Origin of the sequence: Phytohabitans kaempferiae (assembly GCF_042433955.1) — a bacterium.
Lineage (GTDB): Bacteria > Actinomycetota > Actinomycetes > Mycobacteriales > Micromonosporaceae > Phytohabitans > Phytohabitans kaempferiae.
In genome coordinates, this window is sequence record NZ_JBHLUH010000004.1 from 239,829 (window position 1) to 264,402 (window position 24,574).

The following is a 24,574-nucleotide window of genomic DNA, read 5'->3' on the forward strand; positions in this document are numbered from 1 at the left end:
CGGGGATCACTCCCCGGTCGCCTTCGCTGAGTCCCCCTCAGCTCGGCGTCGAGCTCGCTCCGCTCCTCGGTCGCTAGCGCTCCCTGCGATGCTCACTCGCCCGTCGCCTTCGCGATGATCTCCTTCGCCACGCTGGCCGGGACCTCGGCGTAGGAGTCGAACTGCATGCTGTAGCTCGCCCGGCCCTGGGTCTTCGACCGCAGGTCGCCGACGTAGCCGAACATCTCCGACAGGGGAACCAGAGCACGGACGACGCGGGCACCCCCGCGCTCCTCCATGGCCTGGATGATGCCCCGGCGGGAGTTGAGGTCGCCGATGACGTCACCCATGTTCTCCTCGGGAGTGGTGACCTCAACGGCCATCATCGGCTCGAGCAGCGCCGGGTCGGCCTTGCGGGCGGCCTCCTTCAGCACCATCGAGCCAGCGATCTTGAACGCCATCTCGGACGAGTCGACCTCGTGGTACTTCCCGTCGACCAGCGTCAGCTTGAGACCCACGAGCGGGTAGCCGGCCAGCACGCCGTAATGCATGGCGTCCTGCGCACCGGCGTCGACCGAGGGGATGAACTCCTTCGGGATGCGACCACCGGTGACCGAGTTCTGGAACTCGTACGTCGGGGACTCGTTGTCGAGCGGCAGCGGCTCGAGGCTGACGATGACGCTCGCGTACTGGCCGGAACCACCGGTCTGCTTCTTGTGGGTGTACTCGACCTTCTCCACCTTGCGGCGGATGGTCTCGCGGTATGCCACCTGCGGCTTGCCGATGTTGGCCTCGACGTTGAACTCCCGCCGCATGCGGTCGACCAGGATGTCGAGGTGCAACTCGCCCATGCCGGAGATGACCGTCTGCCCGGTCTCCTCGTCGTTGGCGACGCGGAAGGTCGGGTCCTCCTCGGCCAGGCGCTGGATCGCGGTGCCCAGCTTCTCCTGGTCGGCCTTGGTCTTCGGCTCGATGGCGACCTGGATGACCGGCTCCGGGAACGTCATCGACTCCAGGATCACCGGGTTGGCCGGGTCGCACAGCGTGTCGCCGGTGGTGGTCTGCTTCAGACCCTGCACCGCGATGATGTCGCCGGCCTGCGCGGTGGCACGCTCTTCCCGCTTGTTGGCGTGCATCTGGTAGATCTTGCCGATGCGCTCCTTGCGGTCCTTGGTGGAGTTGATCACCTGGGACCCGGACTCCAGCTTGCCGGAGTAGACCCGCACGTAGGTCAGCTTGCCGAGGTGCTTGTCCGTCTGGATCTTGAAGGCCAGCGCGGAGAAGGGCTCGGACACCGACGGCTTACGCAGCAGCGGGGTCTCGCCGTCGGTCGCCGTACCCTCGATCGCCGGGATGTCCAGCGGCGACGGCAGGTAGTCGACGACGGCGTCCAGCATGGGCTGGATGCCCTTGTTCTTGAACGCCGAGCCGCACAGCACCGGGTTGGCCTTCGAGTCGATGGTGGCGCGGCGGATGCCGGCCTTGATCTCGTCGGCCGAGAGCTCCTCGCCCTCGAGGTACTTCTCCATCACGGAGTCGTCGACGTCGGCGAGCGTCTCGATGAGCTTCTCGCGCCACTCGGCGGCCTGGTCGGCGAGGTCGGCCGGGATCTCCTCGATCGCGTAGTCCTCGCCCTTCTGGGTCTCCCCGCGCCAGGTCAGCGCACGCATCCCGATCAGATCGACGACGCCGATGTGGTCGCCCTCGAGGCCGATCGGGATCTGCAGGACGAGCGGCGTCGCGTTGAGCCGGTCGATCATCATCTGCACGCAGCGGAAGAAATCGGCACCGGTGCGGTCGAGCTTGTTGACGAAGCACATCCGCGGCACGCGGTACTTGTCCGCCTGGCGCCACACGTTTTCGGTCTGCGGCTCCACACCGGCGACACCGTCGTACACGGCGACGGCACCGTCCAGGACGCGCAACGACCGCTCGACCTCGACCGTGAAGTCGACGTGGCCAGGCGTGTCGATGATCTGGATGGTGTGGTCCTTCCACTCGCACTTGGTGGCGGCGGAAGTGATGGTGATACCGCGTTCCTGCTCCTGCTCCATCCAGTCCATGACGGCGGCGCCCTCGTGGACCTCACCGATCTTGTACGTGATGCCGGTGTAGAACAGGATCCGTTCGGTCGTGGTCGTCTTACCGGCATCGATGTGCGCCATGATGCCGATGTTGCGGAGCTTGGCAAGCGCGTTGTCGGCGGCAGCCACGGTAATCCCTACTTCGTCGTCTCGTCGGGCGCTGGGGTTACCAGCGGTAGTGGGCGAAGGCCTTGTTGGACTCCGCCATCTTGTGCGTGTCCTCGCGCCGCTTCACCGAGGCACCGAGGCCGTTGCTCGCGTCGAGAAGCTCGTTCTGCAGCCGCTCGATCATGGTCTTCTCACGCCGGGCCTTCGAGTACTGCACCAGCCAGCGCAGGCCCAGGGTGGTCGCCCGGGAGGGGCGCACCTCGACCGGCACCTGGTAGGTCGCGCCACCGACACGGCGGCTGCGGACCTCGAGGGTCGGCTTCACGTTGTCCATCGCGCGCTTGAGGGTCACGACCGGGTCGGTGCCGGTCTTCTCCCGGCAGCCCTCCAGGGCGCCGTACACGACGCGCTCGGCGAGCTGACGCTTGCCGCGCATCAGGATCTTGTTGACCAGCTGCGTGACCAGCGGGGAGTTGTACACCGGGTCGGCGACCAGCGGCCGGCGCGGCGCGGGGCCCTTACGCGGCATGTCAGCTCTTCTCCTTCTTCGCGCCGTAGCGGCTGCGCGCCTGCTTACGGTTGCGGACGCCCTGCGTGTCCAGCGAACCGCGGACGATCTTGTACCGGACGCCGGGGAGGTCCTTCACACGGCCGCCACGCACGAGCACGATCGAGTGCTCCTGCAGGTTGTGGCCGACGCCGGGGATGTACGCGGTCACCTCGATCTGGCTGCTCAGCTTCACACGAGCGACCTTGCGCAGCGCCGAGTTCGGCTTCTTGGGGGTGGTGGTGTACACACGCGTGCACACTCCGCGCCGCTGGGGGCTCCCCTTCAGCGCCGGGGTCTTGGTCTTGCTCGTCTTGGCCTGCCGGCCCTTGCGGACCAACTGCTGGATCGTGGGCACCGGGTTTCTCCGCTCCCTTGCTTCCTCTGTGCGTGCCTGTGTCTGTGTGCCGTACCTATTCGCCGGTCGACCTGAGGGCCGGCCTGGCGTTGCCGCCGGTAGGCCCTCGGCCGTCCCGGCACCCGCGGTCGGGCGTGTCGTCCGGCACACGGTTGCGGTGCGCGTTGGCACGTGCGCCGCGTTGTCTCGTTGGCCCGTGTCGCGGCCCACCATGAGGGCGCACGCACGGATTGCCCGGGCACGCCCGGGCACGAGGGGAAAGAGTACCCACCGTGAGCGCACAGGTCAAAACGGGGGACCCGTCTTTGCCGTCTCACCCGCGGCGGAGAACTCCAGTCATCCAGTGTACCCGCTTCCCCGCAGAAGCTACTTCCCGCTACACCGTCACCTGAATCAGCAGGGACGCCCCGAATCCCAGCAGCGTAAGGCCCAGCCCTGCCGCGCCGCAGACCAGCCCGGCGATCGCGACGCCCCGCCCGGTGAGCCGGATGCCGGAAACCGCGCGCCGGATCTGGCGCATGCCGAGCACTCCGAGCACGACCCCGGCCGCCCCGGTCAGTCCAGCGATCATGGCGAACGCGCCCGCGACCCACGCGCCCCAGCCATTCGACGCCCCGGCCAAACCGAAGCACGCCACGAGCAGCGACACTGTGACCGAGCCGATGCCCGCCACCAGCGAGCCGACGGCCAGGCCGGAGGTCGTCGGCGGCACGTCGAGGTGTACGACCGCGAAGTTGGTGCCCGGGACCGCCTCCACACGCCGCGGTGCCAGCCATGCCTCACGCGGTGGCGGTGGTACGGCGCCCGGCGGCCTCCAATCGGGCACGGGCGCTCCCCAGGCCGGCTGGCCCGGCTGGGACGGCGACACCCCGACCGGCTGCGGTAGCGCCGCGGTGGGATGCGGCTGCCCCGGCGGCGGGATCACGAACGCCGGCCCAGGATGCTCGGGCTGAGCCGGCGACCCTGTTGACCCCGCGGCGTGAGGTACGCCCTCAGGCGCGCCTGCCATGGGCGGCGAGCCCGCCGGCGGGCCTGCGGGGTGCGACGGTCCGTAAGGCGATGGGGGCTGGTAGGCCGACCAGGGATACGCCGGCGACGCGGCCGGAGGCGGCCCGGGGTGCGGCGCCCCTGCCGGGCCAGGCTGAGGATGGTAAGGCCCGGGATGTGGCCACGCGGGCTGCGCCGGTGCCCCCGCCTGCGGCGGACTGTAGGGCGGCGACGAGGGCTGCTGGGAAGGCTCCCCCGCTCGCCAGGCTGGCGAATCCTGCGACCCCGCCGGCCCGGTCTGCCAGTAGAGCGGGCCAGTGGGCTGCGCGAGCGGTGTGGCCGCCTCCCGCCGCACCGCGTCCGGACCCGCGGCCTCAGCGGGCCACGACGATCCAGCAGCGCCTGCGGCCTCAGCCGAACCCGCCGGATCAGCGGGGCGCGCGGGCTGCTCCAAGGACCCGGCCGCCGGTGACGAGGGCTCGCTCGATCGCGAAGGCTGCCCGGAGGGCGAGTCCGCGGGCTCTTCCGGCCGCGGCGTCTCGTCCGTCACTGCGCCCCCTCACGCTGGTCTCGAACCCTGCTACGCCGCCCAGGCCGGGCCGCACGGCCCACGCTGGGCGGGCCGCTGCCGGGGAACGCCGCCACGCTAGTCGACCCCCGGCCCGAAGTCCTGCCCCGCCGGGCTGCTGGCGAAGTCGAGGATGCCGATCACGACCGCGATGACCAGGGACGTCGTGGCCACCGCGACGCCGAGCCAGGCCAGCCTCTCACCGCGGCGCAGCCAGGCCGCGCCGGTCAGGTAACCGCCCGACTGGTATGCCTCGCGGCGCGCCTGCCCGGCCAGGACGATCGCGATGCTGGCGGGCACGAGCCCGCCCACGAACGGGCCGGTGAGCAGCGCGACCAGGCCGAGAGCGAAGACGGTGCCGGCCTTCGTCGAGCGCACCGGCTCGGGGTCGAGCGGGTGGCGCAGGGCCGCCGGCGTCATGGTCACTCGCCAAGCCTACTAAGGCGATCTGAGGGTACGCCCGGCATCGCGTGCCATCACTCCGCCTGAAGGTCTCCCGCATGCGGAAGCGCCCCGCACAGGACGTGCGGGGCGCTTCGCGACAGACCGGGGACTACTACCGGTACGACCCGAAGTCGAAGTCGTCCAGCGGCACAGCCTGGCCACTGGCCGGCCCAAAGCCGTAGTCGGTCTCGGGGTAGCCGGTCATCGAGTACACCTTGGCCTTCGCCTCCTCGGTGGGCTCGACCCGGATGTTGCGGTACTTGCTGATGCCGGTACCGGCCGGGATGAGCTTTCCGATGATGACGTTCTCCTTGAGGCCGATAAGCGAGTCGCTGCGCGCGTTGATCGCCGCGTCGGTCAGCACTCGGGTGGTCTCCTGGAAGGAGGCCGCCGAGAGCCAGGAGTCGGTCGCCAGCGAGGCCTTGGTGATACCCATGAGCACCGGACGACCGGCGGCGGGCTCGCCGCCCTCGGCCACGAGCCGGCGGTTTTCCGACTCGAAGACCGCACGGTCGACCAGGACACCCGGCAGGAACTCGGTGGAACCCGAGTCGATCACCGTGACCCGCTTCAGCATCTGCCGAATGATGATCTCGATGTGCTTGTCGTGGATGAGCACACCCTGCGAGCGGTAGACCTCCTGGACCTCCTGGGTCAGGTGGACCTGGACCGCGCGCGGGCCGAGGATCCGCAGCAGCTCGTGCGGGTCGATCGTGCCCTCGGTGAGCTTCTCGCCGACCTCGACGTGGTCTCCGTCGTGTGCCCGGAGGCGCACCCGCTTGGAGATCTTGTCGTGGACGATCTCGTCGCTCCCGTCGTCGGGAACGATGATGATCTTCCGCGAACGCTCGCCATCCTCGATCCGGACCCGGCCGGGGGTGTCGGCGATCGGCGCCTTGCCCTTGGGCACACGCGCCTCGAAGATCTCCTGCACACGCGGCAGACCCTGCGTGATGTCCTCACCGGCGACACCACCGGTGTGGAACGTACGCATCGTCAGCTGGGTACCGGGCTCACCGATCGACTGGGCGGCGATGATGCCGACCGCCTCGCCGACGTCGACGGTCTTGCCGGTCGGCAGCGAACGGCCGTAGCAGGCCGCGCAGACGCCCAGCTTGGACTCGCAGGTGAGCACACTGCGGACGCGCACCGTCTCGACGGCCGCCGCGACCAGCTTGTCGACCACGATCGAGTTGAGGTCGGTGCCCCGCTCCGCGACCACCGTGCCGTCGGCGCCCTTGACGTCGTCGGCCAGCGTGCGGGCGTGTACCCCGGTCTCGGCGTGCTCGTGCACGACCAGCTGACCGTTGATGGTCTCGCCCACCGCCATCGGGATCGCGCGGTCGGTGCCACAGTCTTCCTCGCGGATGATCACGTCCTGCGACACGTCGACCAGACGCCGGGTCAGGTAACCCGAGTCGGCCGTACGCAGCGCGGTGTCAGCCAGACCCTTGCGGGCACCGTGGGTGGAGATGAAGTACTCCACCACGGACAGGCCCTCGCGGTAGCTGGACTTGATCGGCCGCGGGATGATCTCGCCCTTGGGGTTTGCCACCAGGCCACGGATCGCCGCGATCTGGCGGAGCTGGAGCAGGTTACCGCGGGCGCCCGAGTTGATCATCTTCCACAGCGGGTTTTCCTGCGGCAGCGAGGTCTCCATCTCCTTGGCCACCTCGTTGGTGGCCTTGGTCCAGATCTCGATGAGCTCGCCGCGGCGCTCCTCGGCCGTCATCAGACCGCGCTGGTACTGCTTGTCGATCCGGTCGGCTTCCTTCTCGTACCGCTCCATGATCTCGGGCTTGCGCGGCGGCGCGATGACGTCTTCCATGCCGATCGTCACGCCCGACCAGGTGGCCCAGTGGAAACCGGCCTCCTTGAGCGCGTCCAGCGTGGCGGCCAGGGCGACCTTCGGGAACCGCTCGGCGAGGTCGTTGACGATCGCCGAGAGCTGACCCTTGCGGATCTCGTAGTTCACGTACCGGTAGCCCTTGGGCAGGGTCTCGTTGAAGAGCGCCCGACCCAGCGTGGTCTCCACGATCAGCGGCTCGCCCGGCGTCCACCCCTCAGGGGCTTCCCAGCGGGGCTGGCCGGCACCGTTGTCGACCTCGACGACGTCGCGCAGCCGCACCTTGATCGGCGCCTGCAGGTGCAGCTCGCCGTTGTCGAAGGCCATCCGCGCCTCGGCGTCCGAGCTGAACTCCCGCCCCTCCCCCTTGGACCCGGCCGTGAGGTGGGTCAGGTGGTACAGGCCGATGACCATGTCCTGCGTGGGCATGGTGACCGGCTTGCCGTCGGCCGGCTTGAGGATGTTGTTGGAGGAGAGCATCAGGATCCGCGCCTCGGCCTGCGCCTCGGCGGACAGCGGCACGTGCACCGCCATCTGGTCACCGTCGAAGTCCGCGTTGAACGCGGTGCAGACGAGCGGGTGGATCTGGATCGCCTTGCCCTCGACCAGCTGCGGCTCAAACGCCTGGATGCCCAGGCGGTGCAGCGTCGGCGCCCGGTTGAGCAGCACCGGGTGCTCCCCGATGACCTCTTCCAGGACGTCCCACACGACCGGCCGCTGCCGCTCGACCATCCGCTTGGCGGACTTGATGTTCTGCGCGTGGTTGAGGTCGACCAGCCGCTTCATCACGAACGGCTTGAAGAGCTCCAGCGCCATCTGCTTGGGCAGACCGCACTGGTGCAGCTTCAGCTGCGGGCCGACGACGATCACGGAACGACCCGAGTAGTCGACGCGCTTGCCCAGCAGGTTCTGCCGGAAGCGGCCCTGCTTGCCCTTGAGCATGTCGGAGAGCGACTTCAGCGGCCGGTTGCCCGGGCCGGTGACCGGACGACCGCGGCGGCCGTTGTCGAACAGCGCGTCGACGGCCTCCTGGAGCATCCGCTTCTCGTTGTTGACGATGATCTCGGGCGCGCCCAGGTCGATCAGGCGCTTGAGCCGGTTGTTCCGGTTGATCACGCGGCGGTACAGGTCGTTGAGGTCGGAGGTCGCGAAGCGGCCACCGTCGAGCTGCACCATCGGACGCAGGTCCGGCGGGATCACCGGTACGCAGTCGAGCACCATGCCGAGCGGCGAGTTGCGGGTGTTGAGGAACGCCGCCACGACCTTGAGCCGCTTGAGCGCCCGGATCTTCCGCTGCCCCTTGCCGGACCGGATGATCTCGCGCAGGTTGTCGGCCTCGGCGTCGAGGTCCATGTTTTCCAGCAGGGCCTTGATCGCCTCGGCGCCCATGCCGCCGTTGAAGTACTCGCCGAACCGGTCGCGCAGCTCCCGGTAGAGCAGCTCGTCGGTGACCAGCTGCTTGGGCTCCAGCTTGCGGAACGTGTCGAGCACCTCGTCGAGCCGGTCGATCTCGCGCTGCGCCCGGTCGCGGATCTGGCGCATCTCGCGCTCGCCAGACTCCTTGACCTTGCGCCGCACGTCGGCCTTGGCACCCTCGGCCTCGAGCTCGGCCAGGTCGGCCTCGAGCTTGGCGGCACGCTTCTCGATCTCCGAGTCGCGGCTGTTTTCCGACTGCCGCTTCTCCGCCAGGAGCTCGTTTTCGATCGTCGACATGTCGCGGTGACGGGCCTCGGTGTCCACTCCGGTCACCACGTACGACGCGAAGTAGATGATCTTCTCGAGGTCCTTGGGCGCCAGGTCGAGCAGGTAACCGAGGCGGCTCGGCACGCCCTTGAAGTACCAGATGTGGGTGACCGAGGCGGCCAGCTCGATGTGGCCCATCCGCTCACGACGGACCTTCGAGCGGGTCACCTCGACGCCACAGCGCTCACAGATGATGCCCTTGAAACGCACCCGCTTGTACTTGCCGCAGTAGCACTCCCAGTCCCGCTGCGGACCGAAGATCTTCTCGCAGAAGAGCCCGTCCTTTTCCGGCTTGAGCGTGCGGTAGTTGATCGTCTCGGGCTTCTTCACCTCGCCGTGCGACCACTGGCGGATGTCGTCAGCTGTCGCCAGGCCGATGCGCAACTCGTCGAAGAAGTTGACGTCGAGCAATTTATGTCCCTCGAGTCGTGTCTCGTATCTCTTGCCAGCTCATGGGATGGGTCGGGGCGCTTGCCAGCTCAGGGACTGGTCAGTCGCCCCCGACCCGCCACCTCAGACTTCCTCGACGCTGCTTGGCTCACGCCGAGACAGGTCGATACCCAGCTCCTCCGCGGCCCGGAAGACCTCGTCGTCGGTCTCGCGCATCTCGAGCGCGACACCGTCGCTGCTCAGCACCTCGACATTGAGGCACAGCGACTGGAGCTCCTTGAGAAGCACCTTGAACGACTCGGGGATGCCGGGCTCGGGGATGTTTTCGCCCTTGACGATGGCCTCGTACACCTTCACGCGGCCGAGCACGTCGTCGGACTTGATCGTGAGCAGCTCCTGGAGGGCGTACGCGGCGCCGTACGCCTGCATCGCCCAGCACTCCATCTCACCGAAGCGCTGACCACCGAACTGCGCCTTACCACCCAGCGGCTGCTGCGTGATCATCGAGTACGGGCCGGTCGACCGTGCGTGGATCTTGTCGTCGACCAGGTGGTTGAGCTTCAGGATGTAGATGTAGCCGACCGCGATCGGGTCCGGCAGCGGCTCACCCGAGCGACCGTCGAACAGCTGCGCCTTGCCCGAGCCGCCGACGAGCTGCACGCCGTCGCGGTTGGGCAGCGAGCTGGCCAGCAGGCCGCTGATCTCCGCCTCCTTGGCGCCGTCGAAGACCGGCGTCGCCACGTTGGTGTCCGGCTCAGAGGTGTCGGCACCGATCGACTTGAGCGCCCGCTTCCACTCGGCGTCTTCGCCGTCGATCTTCCAGCCGGTCTTGGCCACCCATCCGAGGTGGGTCTCCAGGACCTGGCCGATGTTCATCCGGCTCGGCACACCAAGAGGGTTGAGCACGATGTCGACCGGCGTGCCGTCCTCCAGGAACGGCATGTCCTCGACCGGCAGGATCTTGGAGATGACGCCCTTGTTGCCGTGGCGGCCCGCGAGCTTGTCACCGTCCTGGATCTTGCGCTTCTGGGCCACGTAGACGCGGACCAGCTCGTTGACGCCCGGGGGCAGCTCGTCGCCGTCCTCGCGGGAGAAGGTGCGGACGCCGATGACCGTGCCGGTCTCGCCGTGCGGCACCTTCAGCGAGGTGTCCCGGACCTCGCGCGCCTTCTCGCCGAAGATCGCGCGGAGCAGCCGCTCCTCGGGGGTCAGCTCGGTCTCGCCCTTGGGCGTGACCTTGCCGACCAGGATGTCGCCGGGCACGACCTCCGCACCGATCCGGATGATGCCGCGCTCGTCGAGGTCGGCGAGCATCTCCTCGCTGACGTTCGGGATGTCGCGGGTGATCTCCTCCGGACCCAGCTTGGTGTCGCGGGCGTCGACCTCGTGCTCCTCGATGTGGATCGAGGTGAGCACGTCCTGCTGCACGAGGCGCTGCGACAGGATGATCGCGTCCTCGTAGTTGTGGCCCTCCCACGGCATGAACGCGACGAGCAGGTTGCGCCCGAGCGCCATCTCGCCCTCGTCGGTGCACGGACCGTCGGCGATGACCTGGCCGGCCTCGACGCGGTCGCCCTCGAAGACGACCGGCTTCTGGTTGACGCAGGAGCCGGCGTTGGAGCGGCGGAACTTGTGCAGCAGGTAGGTGCGGCGGTGACCGTCGTCCTGGTGCACCGTCACGTAGTCGGCGCACAGGTCTTCGACCACGCCGCCGACCTCGGCCACGACCACGTCACCGGCGTCGACGGCGGCACGGTACTCCATGCCGGTGCCGACCAGCGGCGACTCGGCCTTGACCAGCGGCACGGCCTGGCGCTGCATGTTGGCGCCCATCAGTGCCCGGTTGGCGTCGTCGTGCTCGAGGAACGGGATCATGGCGGTCGCGACCGACACCATCTGGCGCGGCGAGACGTCCATGTAGTCGACCGAGGACGGCGGGACGAAGTCGACCTCACCGCCCTTCCGGCGGACCAGCACCCGGTCTTCGGCGAAGCTGCCGTCGGACTTGAGCGGGGCGTTGGCCTGGGCCTTGACGAACCGGTCCTCCTCGTCCGCCGTCAGGTAGTCGATCTGGTCGGTGACCCGACCGTCGGTGACCTTCCGGTAGGGCGTCTCGATGAACCCGAACGGGTTGACCCGCCCGAACGTGGAGAGCGCGCCGATCAGACCGATGTTGGGGCCTTCCGGCGTCTCGATCGGGCACATCCGGCCGTAGTGGGACGGGTGCACGTCACGGACCTCGAAGCCGGCCCGCTCACGGGACAGACCACCCGGGCCCAGCGCGGAGAGGCGCCGGCGGTGGGTCAGACCCGCCAGGGGGTTGGTCTGGTCCATGAACTGGGACAGCTGCGACGTACCGAAGAACTCCTTGATCGCCGCCACCACCGGACGGATGTTGATCAGGGTCTGCGGCGTGATCGCCTCGACGTCCTGCGTGGTCATCCGCTCGCGGACGACCCGCTCCATCCGGGAGAGACCGACACGAACCTGGTTTTGGATCAGCTCGCCGACCGTGCGCAGGCGCCGGTTGCCGAAGTGGTCGATGTCGTCGGCCTCGTAACCCTCCTCGGCCGAGTGCAGGCGGCAGAGGTATTCGACCGTGGCGACGATGTCCTCGACCGTCAGCGTGCCCGTGGTGATCGGGATGTCGATCTCGAGCTTCTTGTTGAACTTGTAGCGACCGACCTTGGCGACGTCATACCGCTTCGAGTTGAAGAAGAGGTTGTCGAGCAGGGTCTGCGCGTTTTCCCGCGTCGGCGGCTCACCAGGCCGCAGCTTGCGGTAGATGTCCAACAGCGCCTCGTCCTGGCCGGCGATGTGGTCCTTTTCCAAGGTGGTCATCATCAGCTCGGACCAGCCGAACCGCTCGCGGATCTGCTCGTTGGTCCAGCCGATGGCCTTGAGCAGGACCGTCACGGCCTGGCGGCGCTTGCGGTCGATACGGACGCCGACGGTGTCGCGCTTGTCGATGTCGAACTCCAGCCAGGCACCCCGGCTCGGGATCACCTTGACGCTGGAGAGGTCGCGGTCGGACGTCTTGTCCGGCTGCTTGTCGAAGTAGACGCCCGGAGAACGGACGAGTTGGCTGACGACCACGCGCTCGGTGCCATTGATGATGAAGGTGCCCTTGGGAGTCATCATCGGGAAGTCACCCATGAACACCGTCTGGCTCTTGATCTCGCCAGTGGTGTTGTTGGTGAACTCCGCGGTCACGAAGAGCGGAGCGCAGTACGTCAGATCCTTCTCCTTGCACTCCTCGATCGAGGCCTTGACCTCGTCGAAGCGGGGAGCGGAGAAGGAAAGGGACATGGTGCCCGAGAAGTCCTCAATCGGACTAATCTCGTCGAGAATTTCCGCGAGACCGGAGCGGGCGTGCGGGTCATCAGCCGACCGGCCCTGCCACGCCTCATTGCCGACCAGCCAGTCGAAGGACTCGGTCTGGATGGCGAGGAGGTTGGGGACCTCAAGATGTTCGGTGATCCTGCCGAATGAAATCCGGCGGGGAGCAAATGCGCTCGACGTACGACTGGTCTTCGCAGGGCGGGAAGCTGCCAAGATGCGTCCTTCCGAGGACCGGTGCTGCAAAACGGCCGTTGCGCGCGCACCCCGACTGAGCCCGATCCCAGAGGCCAGTTTCGGACATTCCGGGCAGGGCTAAAGTCGGAAGGCAGCGCAAACTAGCAGTGTAGCCGAACGGCTAACCGCTGTCCAGCCCACCATGGCAGCGCGACGCGGAACGCACCTCGTGGCGCCTCACGGCGCCTCCAGGCCGCTCAGAACGCGGCACGCGAGCCTCGGTGCCGACCCGGTCGGCTGCGTTGCGATCTCACCAGTGGTGGACCAACGCCGCCTTACCCAGCCGGTGGCCGTTGCAAGCGCGGAAGGACTTGCTGATGTCAGCGTGCCTGTCAGCAAACGCTGCGTCAAGGGTTCTGGCGCGGGTCGGACCGCCGTGATCGGCGCCACGCCCGAATTTCCACTCTGGATCCATGAAGTGGGCTCCCCGTCGCCACCTTTCGGGTAACGGGGAGCCCACTGGAGAGCTTGCGCGAGATTACTCAAGGGCGATCCATGGATGGCGCGGCACGCCCCCAGCTTCTCGCCGGCCGCCCAAACTTACTTGAGGGAGACCTTGGCGCCCTCGGCCTCGAGCTTGGCCTTGGCCTTCTCGGCGTTCTCCTTGTTGGCCTTCTCCAGGACCGGCTTCGGCGCGGCCTCGACCAGGTCCTTGGCCTCCTTCAGGCCCAGGCCGGTCAGCTCGCGCACGACCTTGATGACCTGGATCTTCTTGCCGCCGTCGGCCTCGAGGATGACGTCGAACTCGTCCTTCTCCTCCTCCGCCGGAGCGGCGGCGGCGCCACCGGCCGGGCCGGCCGCGGCGACGGCCACCGGCGCGGCGGCCTGGACGTCGAAGGTGTCCTCGAACTGCTTCACGAAGTCCGACAGCTCGATCAGCGTCATCTCCTTGAACGCGTCGAGCAGCTCGTCGGTGCTGAGCTTCGCCATGGTGTCTGGCGTCCTTCCTTGGTTGTTTCGGTTCCTCGGCGCCGGTCGTCGCGTCGCGTTGCCCGTGACACGACGATCAGCGCCGGAGAGAGCTGACTTGTGGCCGCTGTGTTAAGCGGCCTCTTCCTTCTCGCGCTTGTCCTGCAGAGCAGCCGCCAGACGGGCGGTCTTGGTCAGCGGAGCCTGGAGCACGGCCGCGGCCTTGCTCAGGTTCGCCTTCATGGCACCGGCCAGCTTGGCCAGCAGCACCTCACGGGACTCGAGGTCAGCGAGCTTGTTGACCTCGTCGGCCGAGATCGCCTTGCCCTCGAACACGCCGCCCTTGATGATCAGAGCCGGGTTGGCCTTCGCGAACTCGCGCAGGCCCTTCGCCGCCTCCACCACATCGCCGGAGACAAAAGTGAGCGCGGTAGGACCGGAGAACAGCTCGTCGAGGCCGCTGATGCCCGCGTCCGTCGCAGCACGCTTGGCCAGGGTGTTCTTCGCGACCGAGTACGTCGCGGTCTGGCCCAGCGAGCGCCGCAGCTGGGTGAGCTGCGCGACCGTCAGGCCGCGGTACTCGGTCAGCACGGTCGCCTCCGCCTTGCGGAAGTGCTCGGTGAGCTCGGCGACGGCCGTGGCCTTGTCGGCCCGAACCGGCTTGTCCGCCATGTCCCTCCTCTCGTTGCGCCTGGCTGGTGCGCCCAGGCCCGGACAACGAAAACGCCCCGGCGCAGGGCGCACGGGGCGGGACATGAACGTCACGCTGACTCGCACACCGCCCTGCGCGGGTCGCCCGTCGAACGGGACCTTCGACCGCGCCGGAGCGCGGTGACCAGCGGTCTTTGGGTGGTCCTTGGGCCTGAGGCTTCGCAATAAAGCTTCAGGTCCGTCGGCAAGAGTACGCGCTCCAGAACGCGTACTCCAAATCGAAAGCGGCGCGCTCCCCGAAGGGAACGCGCCGCTTTCCGAGCGAAGAGGTCAGGCCTCGGCCGTGGCCTCGGTGAGACCCCGGGTCACGTTGGGGTCGACCGGCACGCCGGGACCCATCGTCGTGGTGACGGTGACCTTCTTGAGGTACTTACCCTTGGCCGCCGACGGCTTGGCGCGGAGCACCTCGTCGAGCACGGCAGCGTAGTTTTCGACCAGCTTGTCCTCGGTGAAGGACGCCTTCCCGATGATCAGGTGCAGGTTGGAGTGCTTGTCGACCCGGAAGGTGATCTTCCCGCCCTTGATGTCGGTGACCGCCTTGCTGACGTCCATCGTCACCGTGCCGGTCTTGGGGTTGGGCATCAGACCGCGCGGGCCCAGGATCCGCGCGATCCGGCCGATCTTGGCCATCTGGTCCGGCGTGGCGATCGCCGCGTCGAAGTCCAGCCAGCCTTCCTGGATGCGAGCAACCAGCTCGTCGGTGCCCACCTCGTCGGCGCCGGCGGCCACGGCCTCCTCGGCCTTGGCGCCCGCGGCGAAGACGATCACCCGGACGGTCTTACCGGTGCCGTGCGGCAGGTTGACCGTGCCGCGGACCATCTGGTCGGCCTTCCGGGGGTCGACGCCGAGGCGCATGGCGACCTCGACCGTGGCGTCGAACTTGACCGTGCTGGTCTCCTTGGCGAGCTTGATCGCCTCGGACGGGGTGTAGAGCTTCGACCGGTCGATGAGGTCGAGAGCCTTGCGGTAGTTCTTGCTCTGCGGCATGTCTGCTGTTGTCTCCTGTGGTCTCGGCGGGCCCGGCCGGACCCTCCCACGTATCGCCTCGGCTGAAAGCAACCAGGCGGTCGGTTACTCCTTGACGGTGATGCCCATCGACCGGGCGGTGCCGGCGATGATCCGCTCGGCGTGGTCGAGGTCGTTGGCGTTGAGGTCGGACATCTTCTTCTCGGCGATCTCGCGCAACTGGGCGCGGGTCACCGAGCCGACCTTCTCCGTGTGCGGGGTGCCGGAGCCCTTCTGCACACCGGCCGCCTTGATCAGCAGGCGCGCGGCGGGCGGGGTCTTCAGCACGAAGGTGAAGGTCCGGTCCTCGTACACGCTGATCTCGGCGGGGACGATGTCACCCCGCTGCGACTCGGTCTGCGCGTTGTACGACTTGCAGAACTCCATGATGTTGACGCCGTGCTGACCGAGCGCCGGACCGACCGGCGGCGCCGGCGTGGCCTGACCCGCCGGCAACTGCAGCGTGAACGTCTTGACGAGCTTTTTCTTCGGAGGCATGGCTCTTTCCTGGGCGTGGTGTTGACGTGGAATGACGGCCGTCGGCGCGCACGGTCAAGCGCAGCCGACAGGCCGACGTTCAAGAGTACCGCGAGGGGTTTAGATCTTCGCGACCTGGTTGAAGTTGAGCTCGACCGGGGTCTCTCGCCCGAAGATCGACACCAGCACCTTGAGCTTTTGCTGGTCGGCGTTGATCTCGCTGATCGTGGCCGGCAGCGAGGCGAAAGCGCCATCGGTGACGGTGACCGAGTCGCCGACCTCGAAGTCGAGGACCTTGACCTCGGGCTTGGCCTTCTTCTGCTCGGTCTCGACCGCGGGCGCCAGCCACTTGAGCACCTCGTCGAGCGAGAGCGGCGCCGGGCGGTCGGCCCGGTCGGTCGCGCCGACGAAGCCGGTCACGCCCGGGGTGTTACGCACGCAGGAGTAGGACTCCGGGGTCAGCTCCATCCGGACCAGGATGTAGCCCGGGAAGACCTTGTTTTGCACCTGGAGGCGCTTGCCGTTCTTGACCTCGACCTCTTCACGGGTCGGCACCTCGACCTGGAAGATGTAGTCCTCCATGTCGAGGCTCGTGATCCGGGTCTCGAGGTTGGTCTTGACCTTGTTTTCGTAGCCGGCGTAGGAGTGCACCACGTACCAGTCGCCGGGCGCGTAGCGCAGCTTCTGCCGCAGCTCGGCCACCGGGTCGTAGTCGCCGTCCGGCTCGGCGACCGGCGTGTACTCCGGCTCGCTGTCGGCCTCGACCGCCTCCGGGTCGGCGGCGGTCGCCACCGCGGACTGCTCGTCGGCCGCCGCAGCGGTCTCGTCGTACTCAGGCACGCTCGCTCACTTCCGTCTTTGTCTATTCCTGGTTGCCGAAGACGAACAACACGCCCTTGGCGAACCCGTAGTCGAGGCCGGCCACGATCGCCAGCATGAAGGCGACGAACACGACCACGACCGCGGTGTAGGTCAGCAACTCCTTGCGGGTCGGCCAGATGACCTTGCGCAGCTCCGCCACGACCTCGCGGAAGAACCGCACCAACCGACCAAAGATCCCCACCCGGGCGACGTCCTTCTTCGCCTTCGGCTTGTCGGCGGGCTCGGTCTTGCGGCGCTCACGGGTGGCCGTGCCGCCGCGCGAGACCGGCTGGTCCTCGTCGTCGGCGTCATCGTCGACAGCGTCATCGAACGCCTCGTCCAGGTTGTCGAGGTCGTCGTCGTCCGCGGGCTCTTCGCCGCGCCGCTTGCTCTCGGCCACTTCGCCCTCCGTGGGGGGTGGGGTTTGACACGTTGGCCCCACCGGTCCCGGAGACGAGCCGCGGCCAGCGGAGCCGGCGGGACCCGTCCCGGGGCCGGTCAGGCCTTAGGCGCAGGGGCGACAGGACTCGAACCTGCAACCTGCGGTTTTGGAGACCGCTGCGCTGCCAATTGCGCCACACCCCTGTGCAGGGAGCGGCCCCACCCGAGGCGCGCCCGGGTAGGGGTAGCTACCCCACGGCGCACCAGTGTACGGGTACGCCCTTGAGATTCCCAACCTGGCACCCGCTATGCGGGCTGACCACGGACGATCGCCCGAGCCTGCGACAACACCTTCTCCCCGTGGCAGGTGGCGGTGATGTCAATCTGGGTAAGTCCGTCCTCGGTCTGCCCCTTGACCACACCACGGATTTCGATCTCTGTGCCCTCGTCGTCGTCCGGCACGGGCACCGGCCGAGCGAACCGGACATTGAAGTCGACCACCGCGTCGGCCGCGCCGGCCCAGGCGGTCACCGCGCGGCCGGCCAGCGCCATGGTGAACATGCCGTGGGCGATCACGCCGGGCAGCCCCACCTTGGTGGCGATGCGGTCGCTCCAGTGGATGACGTTGAAGTCGCCGGAGGCGCCCGCGTACCGGACCAGATCGGCACGGGTCACCCGGTAGGTCTGCGTGGGCAGCTCGGTCATGTCAGCACTCTCCGCGTACGACGATCTTGGACCAGGCGCTCAGCACCGGCTGGCCGGCCGCCGTGCTCACCTCGGTGCGCGTGGTCAGGAACTCGTGCCCGCCCCGCGAGATGATGTCTTCGACGGTGTTGACGCAGACCAGCTCGTCGCCGGCCACCACTGGGCGCTGGTAGGCGAAGCGCTGGTCACCGTGGACCACGCGGCTGTAGTCGACGCCCAGCTCCGGGTCATCGATGATCTGGCGGCTGGCCACCATCGTGATCACTACCGGAAACGTGGGCGGCGCGACCACATCCGTGTATCCGGCGGCACGAGCGGCCTCCGGATCCAGGTACAGCGGGTCGGTCGCGCCGATCGCCTTCGCGAACTCGCGGATCTTCTCTCGACCAACCTGGTAGGGAGCGGTCGGCGGGTATGTCCGGCCGACGAAGGACTTGTCCAGAGGCATAGCAGGGAACCTACCGCCCGCCGGCGCTCCGGAGCTTGCGCGGTCCTATATGAGAAGCGCAGCAATGGGAACGCGCGGGCGGGGTGGCCCCCGACCCGCGCGGCCTCAGGGTCTCTCCGCGATCAGCGGGTCTCGCGGTGCGCGGTGTGCTTGCCGCAACGCGGGCAGAACTTCTTCAGCTCGATGCGGTCCGGGTCGTTGCGGCGGTTCTTACGCGTGATGTAGTTGCGCTCCTTGCACTCCACACACGCCATAGTGATCTTGGGACGGACGTCGGTCGCCTTGGCCACGGCGGAGTGCCTTCCTCGTCAACAGGGGTCTTCGCGGATTACCGGCGCACAAGAGTACCCGGACACGCGAAGCGGACGCCAGTGGCGTCCGTTACGTGCGTAGCGGTGGCCGGACTTGAACCGGCGACACAGCGATTATGAGCCGCTTGCTCTGCCATCTGAGCTACACCGCCGAGGTGGGTCCAGGATGACCCGCTGAGCCCCCTTACGGAATCGAACCGTAGACCTTCTCCTTACCATGGAGACGCTCTGCCGACTGAGCTAAGGGGGCGCGTGCGCCTGGGTAAGAGTACACGTAGCGGTTCCCCAGACGAAATCGGGATACCCGTGTCGTGGAGGGCCTCGCTGTGGGACTCGCCTAGGTCACCGCGCGCAGGCGGCGGACCTCGCCCATCGGGGTCGGCTCGGCCTCGGTGCGGGCGCCAAACCAGGCCTCCAGCCGCTCGTACGGCAGCGGACGGCTGAAGAGGAAGCCCTGGCCGATCTCGCAGCCCATGTCTTTGAGCAGGTCGAGCGTCAGCTCGCTCTCCACGCCCTCGGCGACCACCGTGAGCCCGAACTGAAGCGACAGCGCCACCACCGCGCGCACGATCGCCAGGTCGCCCGCGTCGGTCGCCATGCCCTGCACGAACGAGCGGTCGATCTTCACCTCGTGCACCGGCAGGCGCCGCAGGTAGGACAGCGACGAGTAGCCGGTGCCGAAGTCGTCAACGGACAGGCGCACGCCCAACTCGCGCAGCCGCCGCAGGGTCGGCAACGGCCGGTCGGTGGGGCCGATGACGCCGTCTTCCTTGATCTCGAACGTGACCTGCTCGGGCGCCACGGCGTACTCCCGGAGAAGCGCCTCCACGCGACCGGGGAAACCGGGGTCGACCAGCGTGCGCGGGGAGAGGTTGACCGCGACGGAGAGCGGGCGGTCGGCGTCGGCCCACTCCCGACAGCGCCGCAGCCCTTCCTTGAGCACCGCCTCGGTGAGCCGGCTGAGCTGCCCGGTGTGCTCGGCGACCGCCACGAAGTCTTCCGGCGAGACCGCGCCGTGCGCCGGATGCTCCCACCGCGCCAGGCACTCCACGCCCACCAGCCGCCGGTCGGTCAGCGTCACCTTGGGCTGGAAGTAGACCTCCAGCTCGTCGTGGTCAAGCGCCCGCCGCAGGTCGCCGGCGAGCTCCAGGCGCCGCACCGACCGCGACTCCAGGCCCGCGCTGAAGAGCTGCACCCCGCCGGGCACCGACTTCGCGACGGTCGCCGCCACGTCGGCCCGTTGCAGCAGCGTCGCGGGGTCGGTGCCGTGATCCGGATGTACGACCACGCCGACGGCCGTGTCGACGTCGAGCGTGAGCGTGCCGAACATGATCGGGTCGCGGACCTGCTCGCGCAGCTCGGTGGCGAGCTGGGCGGCCGCCTCGACGCTCTCCGAGCGCAGCGTCACGATGAACTCGTCGCCGCCGACCCGGCCCACGAGCGCCGCCGGCGGGGCGTATGTCCGCAGCCGCCGGGCCACCTCGGCGAGCAGCTTGTCACCGGCCGCGTGGCCGAGCGACTCGTTGACGTCGCGCAGCCGGTCGACGTCGAAGAGGAGCACCGCGACCACCTCGCCGGGCGCCCGGACGATGACCGACTCCTCCAGCGCCTCGGTGATCCGCCGCCGGTTGGCCAGCGTGGTGAGGCCGTCGTGGTAGGCGTCGTAGCGGAGCCGGTCGACCAGCCGCGAGTTTTCCACCGCGACGCCGGCGTGGGCCGCGATCGTCTCCAGCATCCGCACGTCGGCGGCGGTGAAGTTGCCGAGGTCGCCCAGGCGGTTGACCACCTCGAGGGTGCCGATCACCGCCGAGCCGGAGCGCAGCGGCGTCACGATCACGTCTTTGACCCCGCTGTTGCGCAGGGCGGGGCGCAGCTCCTCGGCGGTGGTGAAGCGGGAACCGACCGCGACCGTGCGGCCGCCCTCCTGCTGCGAGTAGGCGCGCACCGCGGCGGGCGTGGGCGCCACGTCGAGCAGCCCCAGGTCGTCGACGCGGGCGGAGAGCATGACCTCGGGGTGCCGGCCCTGCGCGGGGAGCCACAGCGTCGCGTACTCCGCCTGCATCATCGCCCGGACCCGACCCAGCAGCGTGTCGGCCAGCGAGCCGCCCTGGCGGTCGCCGCTGATCGCCTGGGTCAGCTCGTACAGATCGGTGAGCATGCGGTGCTGCTCGAGGAAGCGGGCGTATGAGCGGTAGACCAGCGCGAGGACGGTGACGAGCACGACCAGCAGCAGCGCGGCCCACAGAGTCGCCGAGAGCACGATGAGGATGACCAGGCCGATCACGACGTTTACCGCCGTGGCCAAAAGGATCGGATTGGCCGTGCGGATGACCTCGCGGCCGGCCTGGGGCCCCTGCACCAGAGAGATCACGCCGACGACCGCGACGAGGGTGACCAGCACGTGCGTGGCGACCGCCGCGAAGAGCACGCCCCACATGCCCGGCCCCACATCGCCCAGGATCGGCGGCAGGGCGAGCAGCACCAGCCCGGCGAGCGAGGTGCCGGCGGCGTTCTTCGCGACGTTGAACCACAGCTTGACCGGCGCGCTCTTGCGCCGGAGCTGGGCGATGAGGGTGCTCGCCGAGTAGGCCAGGACGACCATCAGCGGCGGCAGGTAGAAGAGTGCGAGGACGAGTGGGATCTCGTTGATCGTGATCGTGAAGCCCTGGCGGCGGATCACGAAGTGGAAGACGGCGACTTCGGCAGCCACGAACACCGCCAGCAGCACACCTGCGACGCCCCACGACTGGTAGGCGGCCGCGTACACCACCCCGGGGGCCTCGGTCCAGCCCTCTTGAACCAGACTGAGCGTGGCGGCCCAAATCGCCGCCAATAGGCTCAGGGGGCCAGTGATCAACCAGGCCCGGTCGGCCGCGCGTCCCGCTGTCGTCTGACGCTTGGCCATCCCGGTCACGGTGCGATAGTGCTGCCGGCTCCGGATCCTGACGTGTCGGTGCTGACGACCACGGCGCTCGCTGGAGCGCTCCAGTCAAAATCCATGGTCGTGAAGCCGCCGGAAGCCGCGCGAGCCGGAATGGCCAACGCCGCCAGCGCCAGGACCAAGCCGGCAAGGCGGCTCAGTCTACGTGCACGCATTGAACGCTCCCGTCGGGGTAATCCACATGAGACTCAGAACTTGAGGTGCCCTGATCGTGCCACACCTCGGGCCGTGGACACATCCTGATCGCCCGCTAAAAGCCACACTGCGCGAAAAACATGGCTGAACGGCTGACCGAAATCTTAGCGGGACTTTAGGAAGTCGCATCTTCGTGCAAGATTTCACAACCAACCCGACCCCCACCGGTCCCCCTACCTCCGGTTGGGAAAGGGTCGTTTTTCCCGCCTTGTGTTTTGCCTCCGCTCACTTTGTGTGAGATTTGTGGGCTGTCGCCCTCCGCCAGCTTTGTCCGGACTTGCCGGAGGCTCCCCCTTCGGCCCACCTCGCCCTAGGTTGCGCAGGCCATGCCGCACGTCGGACGGCCCGGGACAGTGGATCTTGAGGCTCGACGGGACCCCCGCCGTCCGGGCTTCCCGGACCGCCGGTTGCATTTGCGCATTCGCTTTCTTTTATCAAACTCTATTCGGCGACCGGCGAGTAAGCAACGACAATCATCAACCCATTGCGTCGCCGCACAGTTCCGGCGCGACGAGTTACGGGGTTGGAACGCGAATCCACTTCCTGATCCGCCAGTCAGGAGTGCGGCCCGCGACGCATTCCTTAGCAGCACGGACCGCCGCCGGCACACTCCTTTGTCCTATTCGATCCGAATGGATGATGCACCTATCAGCCTAACGTACAAGATTGCTCCGGTGTGTCGTGCCCCGGACCGCGCTCGCCCGGGGTGACCAGCCAGAAGAGGGCTTCGCCCGGCGGGCCAGCGAGACCGGAGACTGCCATGTCGGCGAAGGCGCCCGTAAGCAGACGAGCGGAGGCCGTAGCAAGGGCGGGGCTGGCCCGCTGGGCGAGCCGTCAGTGTCGAGCGCTGGCGTCGCCGGGCCGCGGGGGCGATGCGTCCGGGCGGCAGGTCGCGGGAGACGGATAAAGATCGACCCCCGGGGCCAGCGTGCAGGCTGGTCGGGGGCCGAATATCCCTAGGTGTGGCGGGTAGAGGATTCGAACCTCTGTAGCTTTCGCGACGGATTTACAGTCCGCTCCCATTGGCCGCTCGGGCAACCCGCCTAGGGCATGCCGCCACGAGTGATCGCGGCAGCGGAAGCAAGGATAGCGGTTGCGGTAGGTGGTCACGCAACCGGGTACGGTCGGGGGGTCACCGGCCCCGGAACATCTTCATATCGCCACAAAGCAGGAGCATGACCTATGGCAGCCAACCCGTCGTTCGACATCGTCAGCAAGGTCGACCGGCAGGAGGTCGACAACGCCCTCCGACAGGCGGAGAAGGAGCTCTCCACGCGCTTCGACTTCCGCGGCACCGGCGCGCAGATCTCCTGGTCGGGTGAGGAGGCGGTGAGTGTCCAGGCGGAGACGGAGGACCGGGTCAGGGCGGCACTCGAGGTCTTCAAGGACAAGCTGGTCAAGCGCAACATCTCGCTGAAGGCGCTGGACGCGGGCGAGCCGCGTACCTCTGGGAAGACGTCGAAGATCGACTGCAAGATCATCCAGGGCATCGACCAGGAGAAGGCCAAGGCGATCAGCAAGGCGATCCGCGACGAGGGACCCAAGGGCGTCCAGGCGCAGATCCAGGGTGACCAGCTGCGCGTGACCGGCAAGAAGAAGGACGACCTTCAGGCCGTGATCAGCCTGCTCAAGTCTTCCGACTTCGGGATCGCCCTCCAGTTCACGAACTACCGGTAGTCGCCAGCGCCTGATCGATCCGGGCCGTCGCGAGCGCGTCGGCCCGGGCGATCGAGCCCGACGGCAGGCCCGCCACGACCGCCGCGACGCCCACCGCGGCGCCGCCGAAGAGGAACGCCCACGGCACGCCGCCGGGCTGGTCGACGATCAGCCCGGAGACCGAGCCGCCCACGGCGGTGAAGGCCACCGCGACCGTGATCACCCATGTGTACGCCTCGTTGAGCATGGTCACCGGCGCGATGCGGCCCACCATGTTGTTCTCCAGCGTGAGGGCGGGCGCGATCGTGGCTCCCCCGGCGACCAGCGCGACACCGAGGGCCGCGGGGTGGGGCATGAGGGCGTACAGCGCGAAGGTGCCGGCGAGCGCCCCGAGCAGCAGCGCGAACTGGCGGGCCTGGTTGCGTACCGGCGGGCGCGTGCCAAACCAGAAGCCGCCCGCCGCGCTGCCCACGGCCCAGAGGGCGAGCAGTACGCCACCGAGGCTGTCGCCGTCGCTGTGGTGGCTCGCGTACGCGGGCACGATCACGCCGGCGGCGCCGAACGCCGTACCAAGGCCGGCGACGCACACCAGCAGGGCCGGGAAGCCACCGATCCGCAGCGGGCCGAGGCCGCGCGTGCGGTGCTCGGCGGAATGCGGACGCCAGCGGCGCATCGCCCTGCCACGGGCCACGACGAGTGTGCCGCCGAGCGTGAGCACCGCCGCGCCCACGATCGCGGCCGCCGGGTTGGCGAAGAGCACGAAGCCGGCGACCAGCAGCGGGCCGAATACGAACACGAGCTCGAAGAGCGTGGTCTCCGCGGCCAGCGCAGCGCCACGCAGGTGGTGTCGGCCGCCGCCGGGCTCGGTCAGGTCGTTCCAGGCGCCGCGGATGGCGGCGGTCAGCGGCGGGTACGTGGCGCCGGCCACCGCCGACGCCGCGAAGATCACCGGAAGCGCTCCGACCTGGCTGGCGACGAGCAGCGCGCCGAGTGCGAACGGATGCGCGATGCCGGTGAGCAGCAGTACGGGCGCGGGGCCGATCCGGTCGGCGACGCGGCCCGCCACCGGGCTGATCGCCGCGCCGGCCACCGCGTAGATGCCACCGGCGATGGCGGCCGGTGTGTACCGGTCGGTGGCCTGCTGCACCAGAAACAGCAGCGCCAGCGGGGTCATGCCGATGCCCAGCCGGGCGATGACGCCGACCACCAGGAGGACGGGAGCGCCGGGGATCTGCCACACCGCCGAGTACTGGCGCAGCCCGGCCACAGAGCACCTCCAGTGTAATGACCGATGAACCCTCCGACCCTAACCAAGTCCAGCGGTACCGGCTACACGAATACGGG

General features: G+C 68.3%; 19 protein-coding genes and 4 tRNA genes. 1 reads left to right on the top strand and 22 read right to left on the bottom strand.

The annotated features are described in order from the left end of the window. Positions 1-92: 92 nt before the first annotated feature. The 21 genes from fusA to ACFFIA_RS02385 all read right to left on the bottom strand — a co-directional run bounded on the left by fusA (position 93) and on the right by ACFFIA_RS02385 (position 22,618). Entirely contained in the window at positions 93-2,198 is a 2,106-nt protein-coding gene (gene fusA / locus ACFFIA_RS02285; RefSeq protein WP_446686957.1) for an elongation factor G, read from the bottom strand. Between the two features lie 31 nt (positions 2,199-2,229). After that, the gene (gene rpsG, locus ACFFIA_RS02290; protein ID WP_377244477.1) at positions 2,230-2,700 is read right to left on the bottom strand and encodes a 30S ribosomal protein S7; all 471 of its coding nucleotides are present in this window, start codon (positions 2,698-2,700) and stop codon (positions 2,230-2,232) included. Position 2,701: 1 nt separating this feature from the next. Continuing rightward, positions 2,702-3,076: a 30S ribosomal protein S12 gene (rpsL, locus tag ACFFIA_RS02295; protein ID WP_014440718.1), complete on the bottom strand. Its 375-nt coding sequence runs from the start codon at positions 3,074-3,076 to the stop codon at positions 2,702-2,704. 376 nt (positions 3,077-3,452) lie between these two features. Further along, positions 3,453-3,902 (bottom strand): hypothetical protein, encoded by a 450-nt coding sequence (locus tag ACFFIA_RS02300; protein ID WP_377244480.1) that lies wholly within the window; start codon positions 3,900-3,902, stop codon positions 3,453-3,455. Positions 3,903-4,709: 807 nt separating this feature from the next. Then, positions 4,710-5,051: a hypothetical protein gene (locus ACFFIA_RS02305; protein ID WP_377245666.1), complete on the bottom strand. Its 342-nt coding sequence runs from the start codon at positions 5,049-5,051 to the stop codon at positions 4,710-4,712. Positions 5,052-5,187: 136 nt separating this feature from the next. Then, positions 5,188-9,075: a DNA-directed RNA polymerase subunit beta' gene (locus ACFFIA_RS02310; protein WP_377244483.1), complete on the bottom strand. Its 3,888-nt coding sequence runs from the start codon at positions 9,073-9,075 to the stop codon at positions 5,188-5,190. Between the two features lie 102 nt (positions 9,076-9,177). Then, complete coding sequence (gene rpoB, locus ACFFIA_RS02315) at positions 9,178-12,609, bottom strand: DNA-directed RNA polymerase subunit beta (protein WP_377244486.1); 3,432 nt, start codon at positions 12,607-12,609, stop codon at positions 9,178-9,180. A 561-nt stretch (positions 12,610-13,170) separates the two neighbouring features. After that, positions 13,171-13,560, bottom strand: coding sequence for a 50S ribosomal protein L7/L12 (gene rplL / locus ACFFIA_RS02320; protein ID WP_377244489.1), 390 nt, complete (start codon positions 13,558-13,560; stop codon positions 13,171-13,173). Positions 13,561-13,671: 111 nt separating this feature from the next. Then, positions 13,672-14,211 carry a 50S ribosomal protein L10 gene (gene rplJ, locus ACFFIA_RS02325; protein ID WP_377244492.1) on the bottom strand — a complete coding sequence of 180 codons (540 nt, stop codon included), beginning with the start codon at positions 14,209-14,211 and terminating at the stop codon, positions 13,672-13,674. A 309-nt stretch (positions 14,212-14,520) separates the two neighbouring features. Continuing rightward, positions 14,521-15,237, bottom strand: coding sequence for a 50S ribosomal protein L1 (gene rplA / locus ACFFIA_RS02330; protein ID WP_377244495.1), 717 nt, complete (start codon positions 15,235-15,237; stop codon positions 14,521-14,523). 84 nt (positions 15,238-15,321) lie between these two features. Next, the gene (gene rplK / locus ACFFIA_RS02335) at positions 15,322-15,753 is read right to left on the bottom strand and encodes a 50S ribosomal protein L11 (RefSeq protein WP_377244498.1); all 432 of its coding nucleotides are present in this window, start codon (positions 15,751-15,753) and stop codon (positions 15,322-15,324) included. A gap of 99 nt (positions 15,754-15,852) precedes the next feature. Beyond that, on the bottom strand, positions 15,853-16,572 hold the full coding sequence (nusG, locus tag ACFFIA_RS02340; protein WP_377244501.1) for a transcription termination/antitermination protein NusG: 720 nt from the start codon (positions 16,570-16,572) through the stop codon (positions 15,853-15,855). A 22-nt stretch (positions 16,573-16,594) separates the two neighbouring features. Next, the gene (secE, locus tag ACFFIA_RS02345) at positions 16,595-16,993 is read right to left on the bottom strand and encodes a preprotein translocase subunit SecE (protein ID WP_377244504.1); all 399 of its coding nucleotides are present in this window, start codon (positions 16,991-16,993) and stop codon (positions 16,595-16,597) included. 112 nt (positions 16,994-17,105) lie between these two features. Next, positions 17,106-17,178: transfer RNA gene (locus tag ACFFIA_RS02350), tRNA-Trp, on the bottom strand. Positions 17,179-17,280: 102 nt separating this feature from the next. Beyond that, the gene (locus tag ACFFIA_RS02355) at positions 17,281-17,679 is read right to left on the bottom strand and encodes a MaoC family dehydratase (RefSeq protein ID WP_377244507.1); all 399 of its coding nucleotides are present in this window, start codon (positions 17,677-17,679) and stop codon (positions 17,281-17,283) included. A gap of 1 nt (position 17,680) precedes the next feature. Continuing rightward, entirely contained in the window at positions 17,681-18,127 is a 447-nt protein-coding gene (locus ACFFIA_RS02360; protein WP_377244510.1) for a MaoC family dehydratase N-terminal domain-containing protein, read from the bottom strand. Positions 18,128-18,249: 122 nt separating this feature from the next. Next, a complete protein-coding gene (gene rpmG / locus ACFFIA_RS02365; RefSeq protein ID WP_167925014.1) occupies positions 18,250-18,417 on the bottom strand; it encodes a 50S ribosomal protein L33 in 168 nt (55 codons plus the stop codon). Positions 18,418-18,517: 100 nt separating this feature from the next. Beyond that, positions 18,518-18,590, bottom strand: a tRNA-Met gene (locus ACFFIA_RS02370). A gap of 25 nt (positions 18,591-18,615) precedes the next feature. Continuing rightward, positions 18,616-18,688: transfer RNA gene (locus ACFFIA_RS02375), tRNA-Thr, on the bottom strand. 87 nt (positions 18,689-18,775) lie between these two features. Continuing rightward, complete coding sequence (locus tag ACFFIA_RS02380; RefSeq protein WP_377244513.1) at positions 18,776-21,343, bottom strand: putative bifunctional diguanylate cyclase/phosphodiesterase; 2,568 nt, start codon at positions 21,341-21,343, stop codon at positions 18,776-18,778. Positions 21,344-22,537: 1,194 nt separating this feature from the next. After that, a tRNA-Tyr gene (locus tag ACFFIA_RS02385) sits at positions 22,538-22,618 on the bottom strand. Positions 22,619-22,756: 138 nt separating this feature from the next. Here ACFFIA_RS02385 and ACFFIA_RS02390 point away from each other — a divergent pair. After that, complete coding sequence (locus ACFFIA_RS02390; protein WP_377244516.1) at positions 22,757-23,251, top strand: YajQ family cyclic di-GMP-binding protein; 495 nt, start codon at positions 22,757-22,759, stop codon at positions 23,249-23,251. On the opposite strand, the gene ACFFIA_RS02395 is transcribed toward ACFFIA_RS02390, so the two are convergent. Then, positions 23,235-24,497 (bottom strand): MFS transporter, encoded by a 1,263-nt coding sequence (locus ACFFIA_RS02395; protein ID WP_377244519.1) that lies wholly within the window; start codon positions 24,495-24,497, stop codon positions 23,235-23,237. The genes ACFFIA_RS02390 and ACFFIA_RS02395 overlap by 17 nt on opposite strands. Positions 24,498-24,574: the final 77 nt, after the last annotated feature.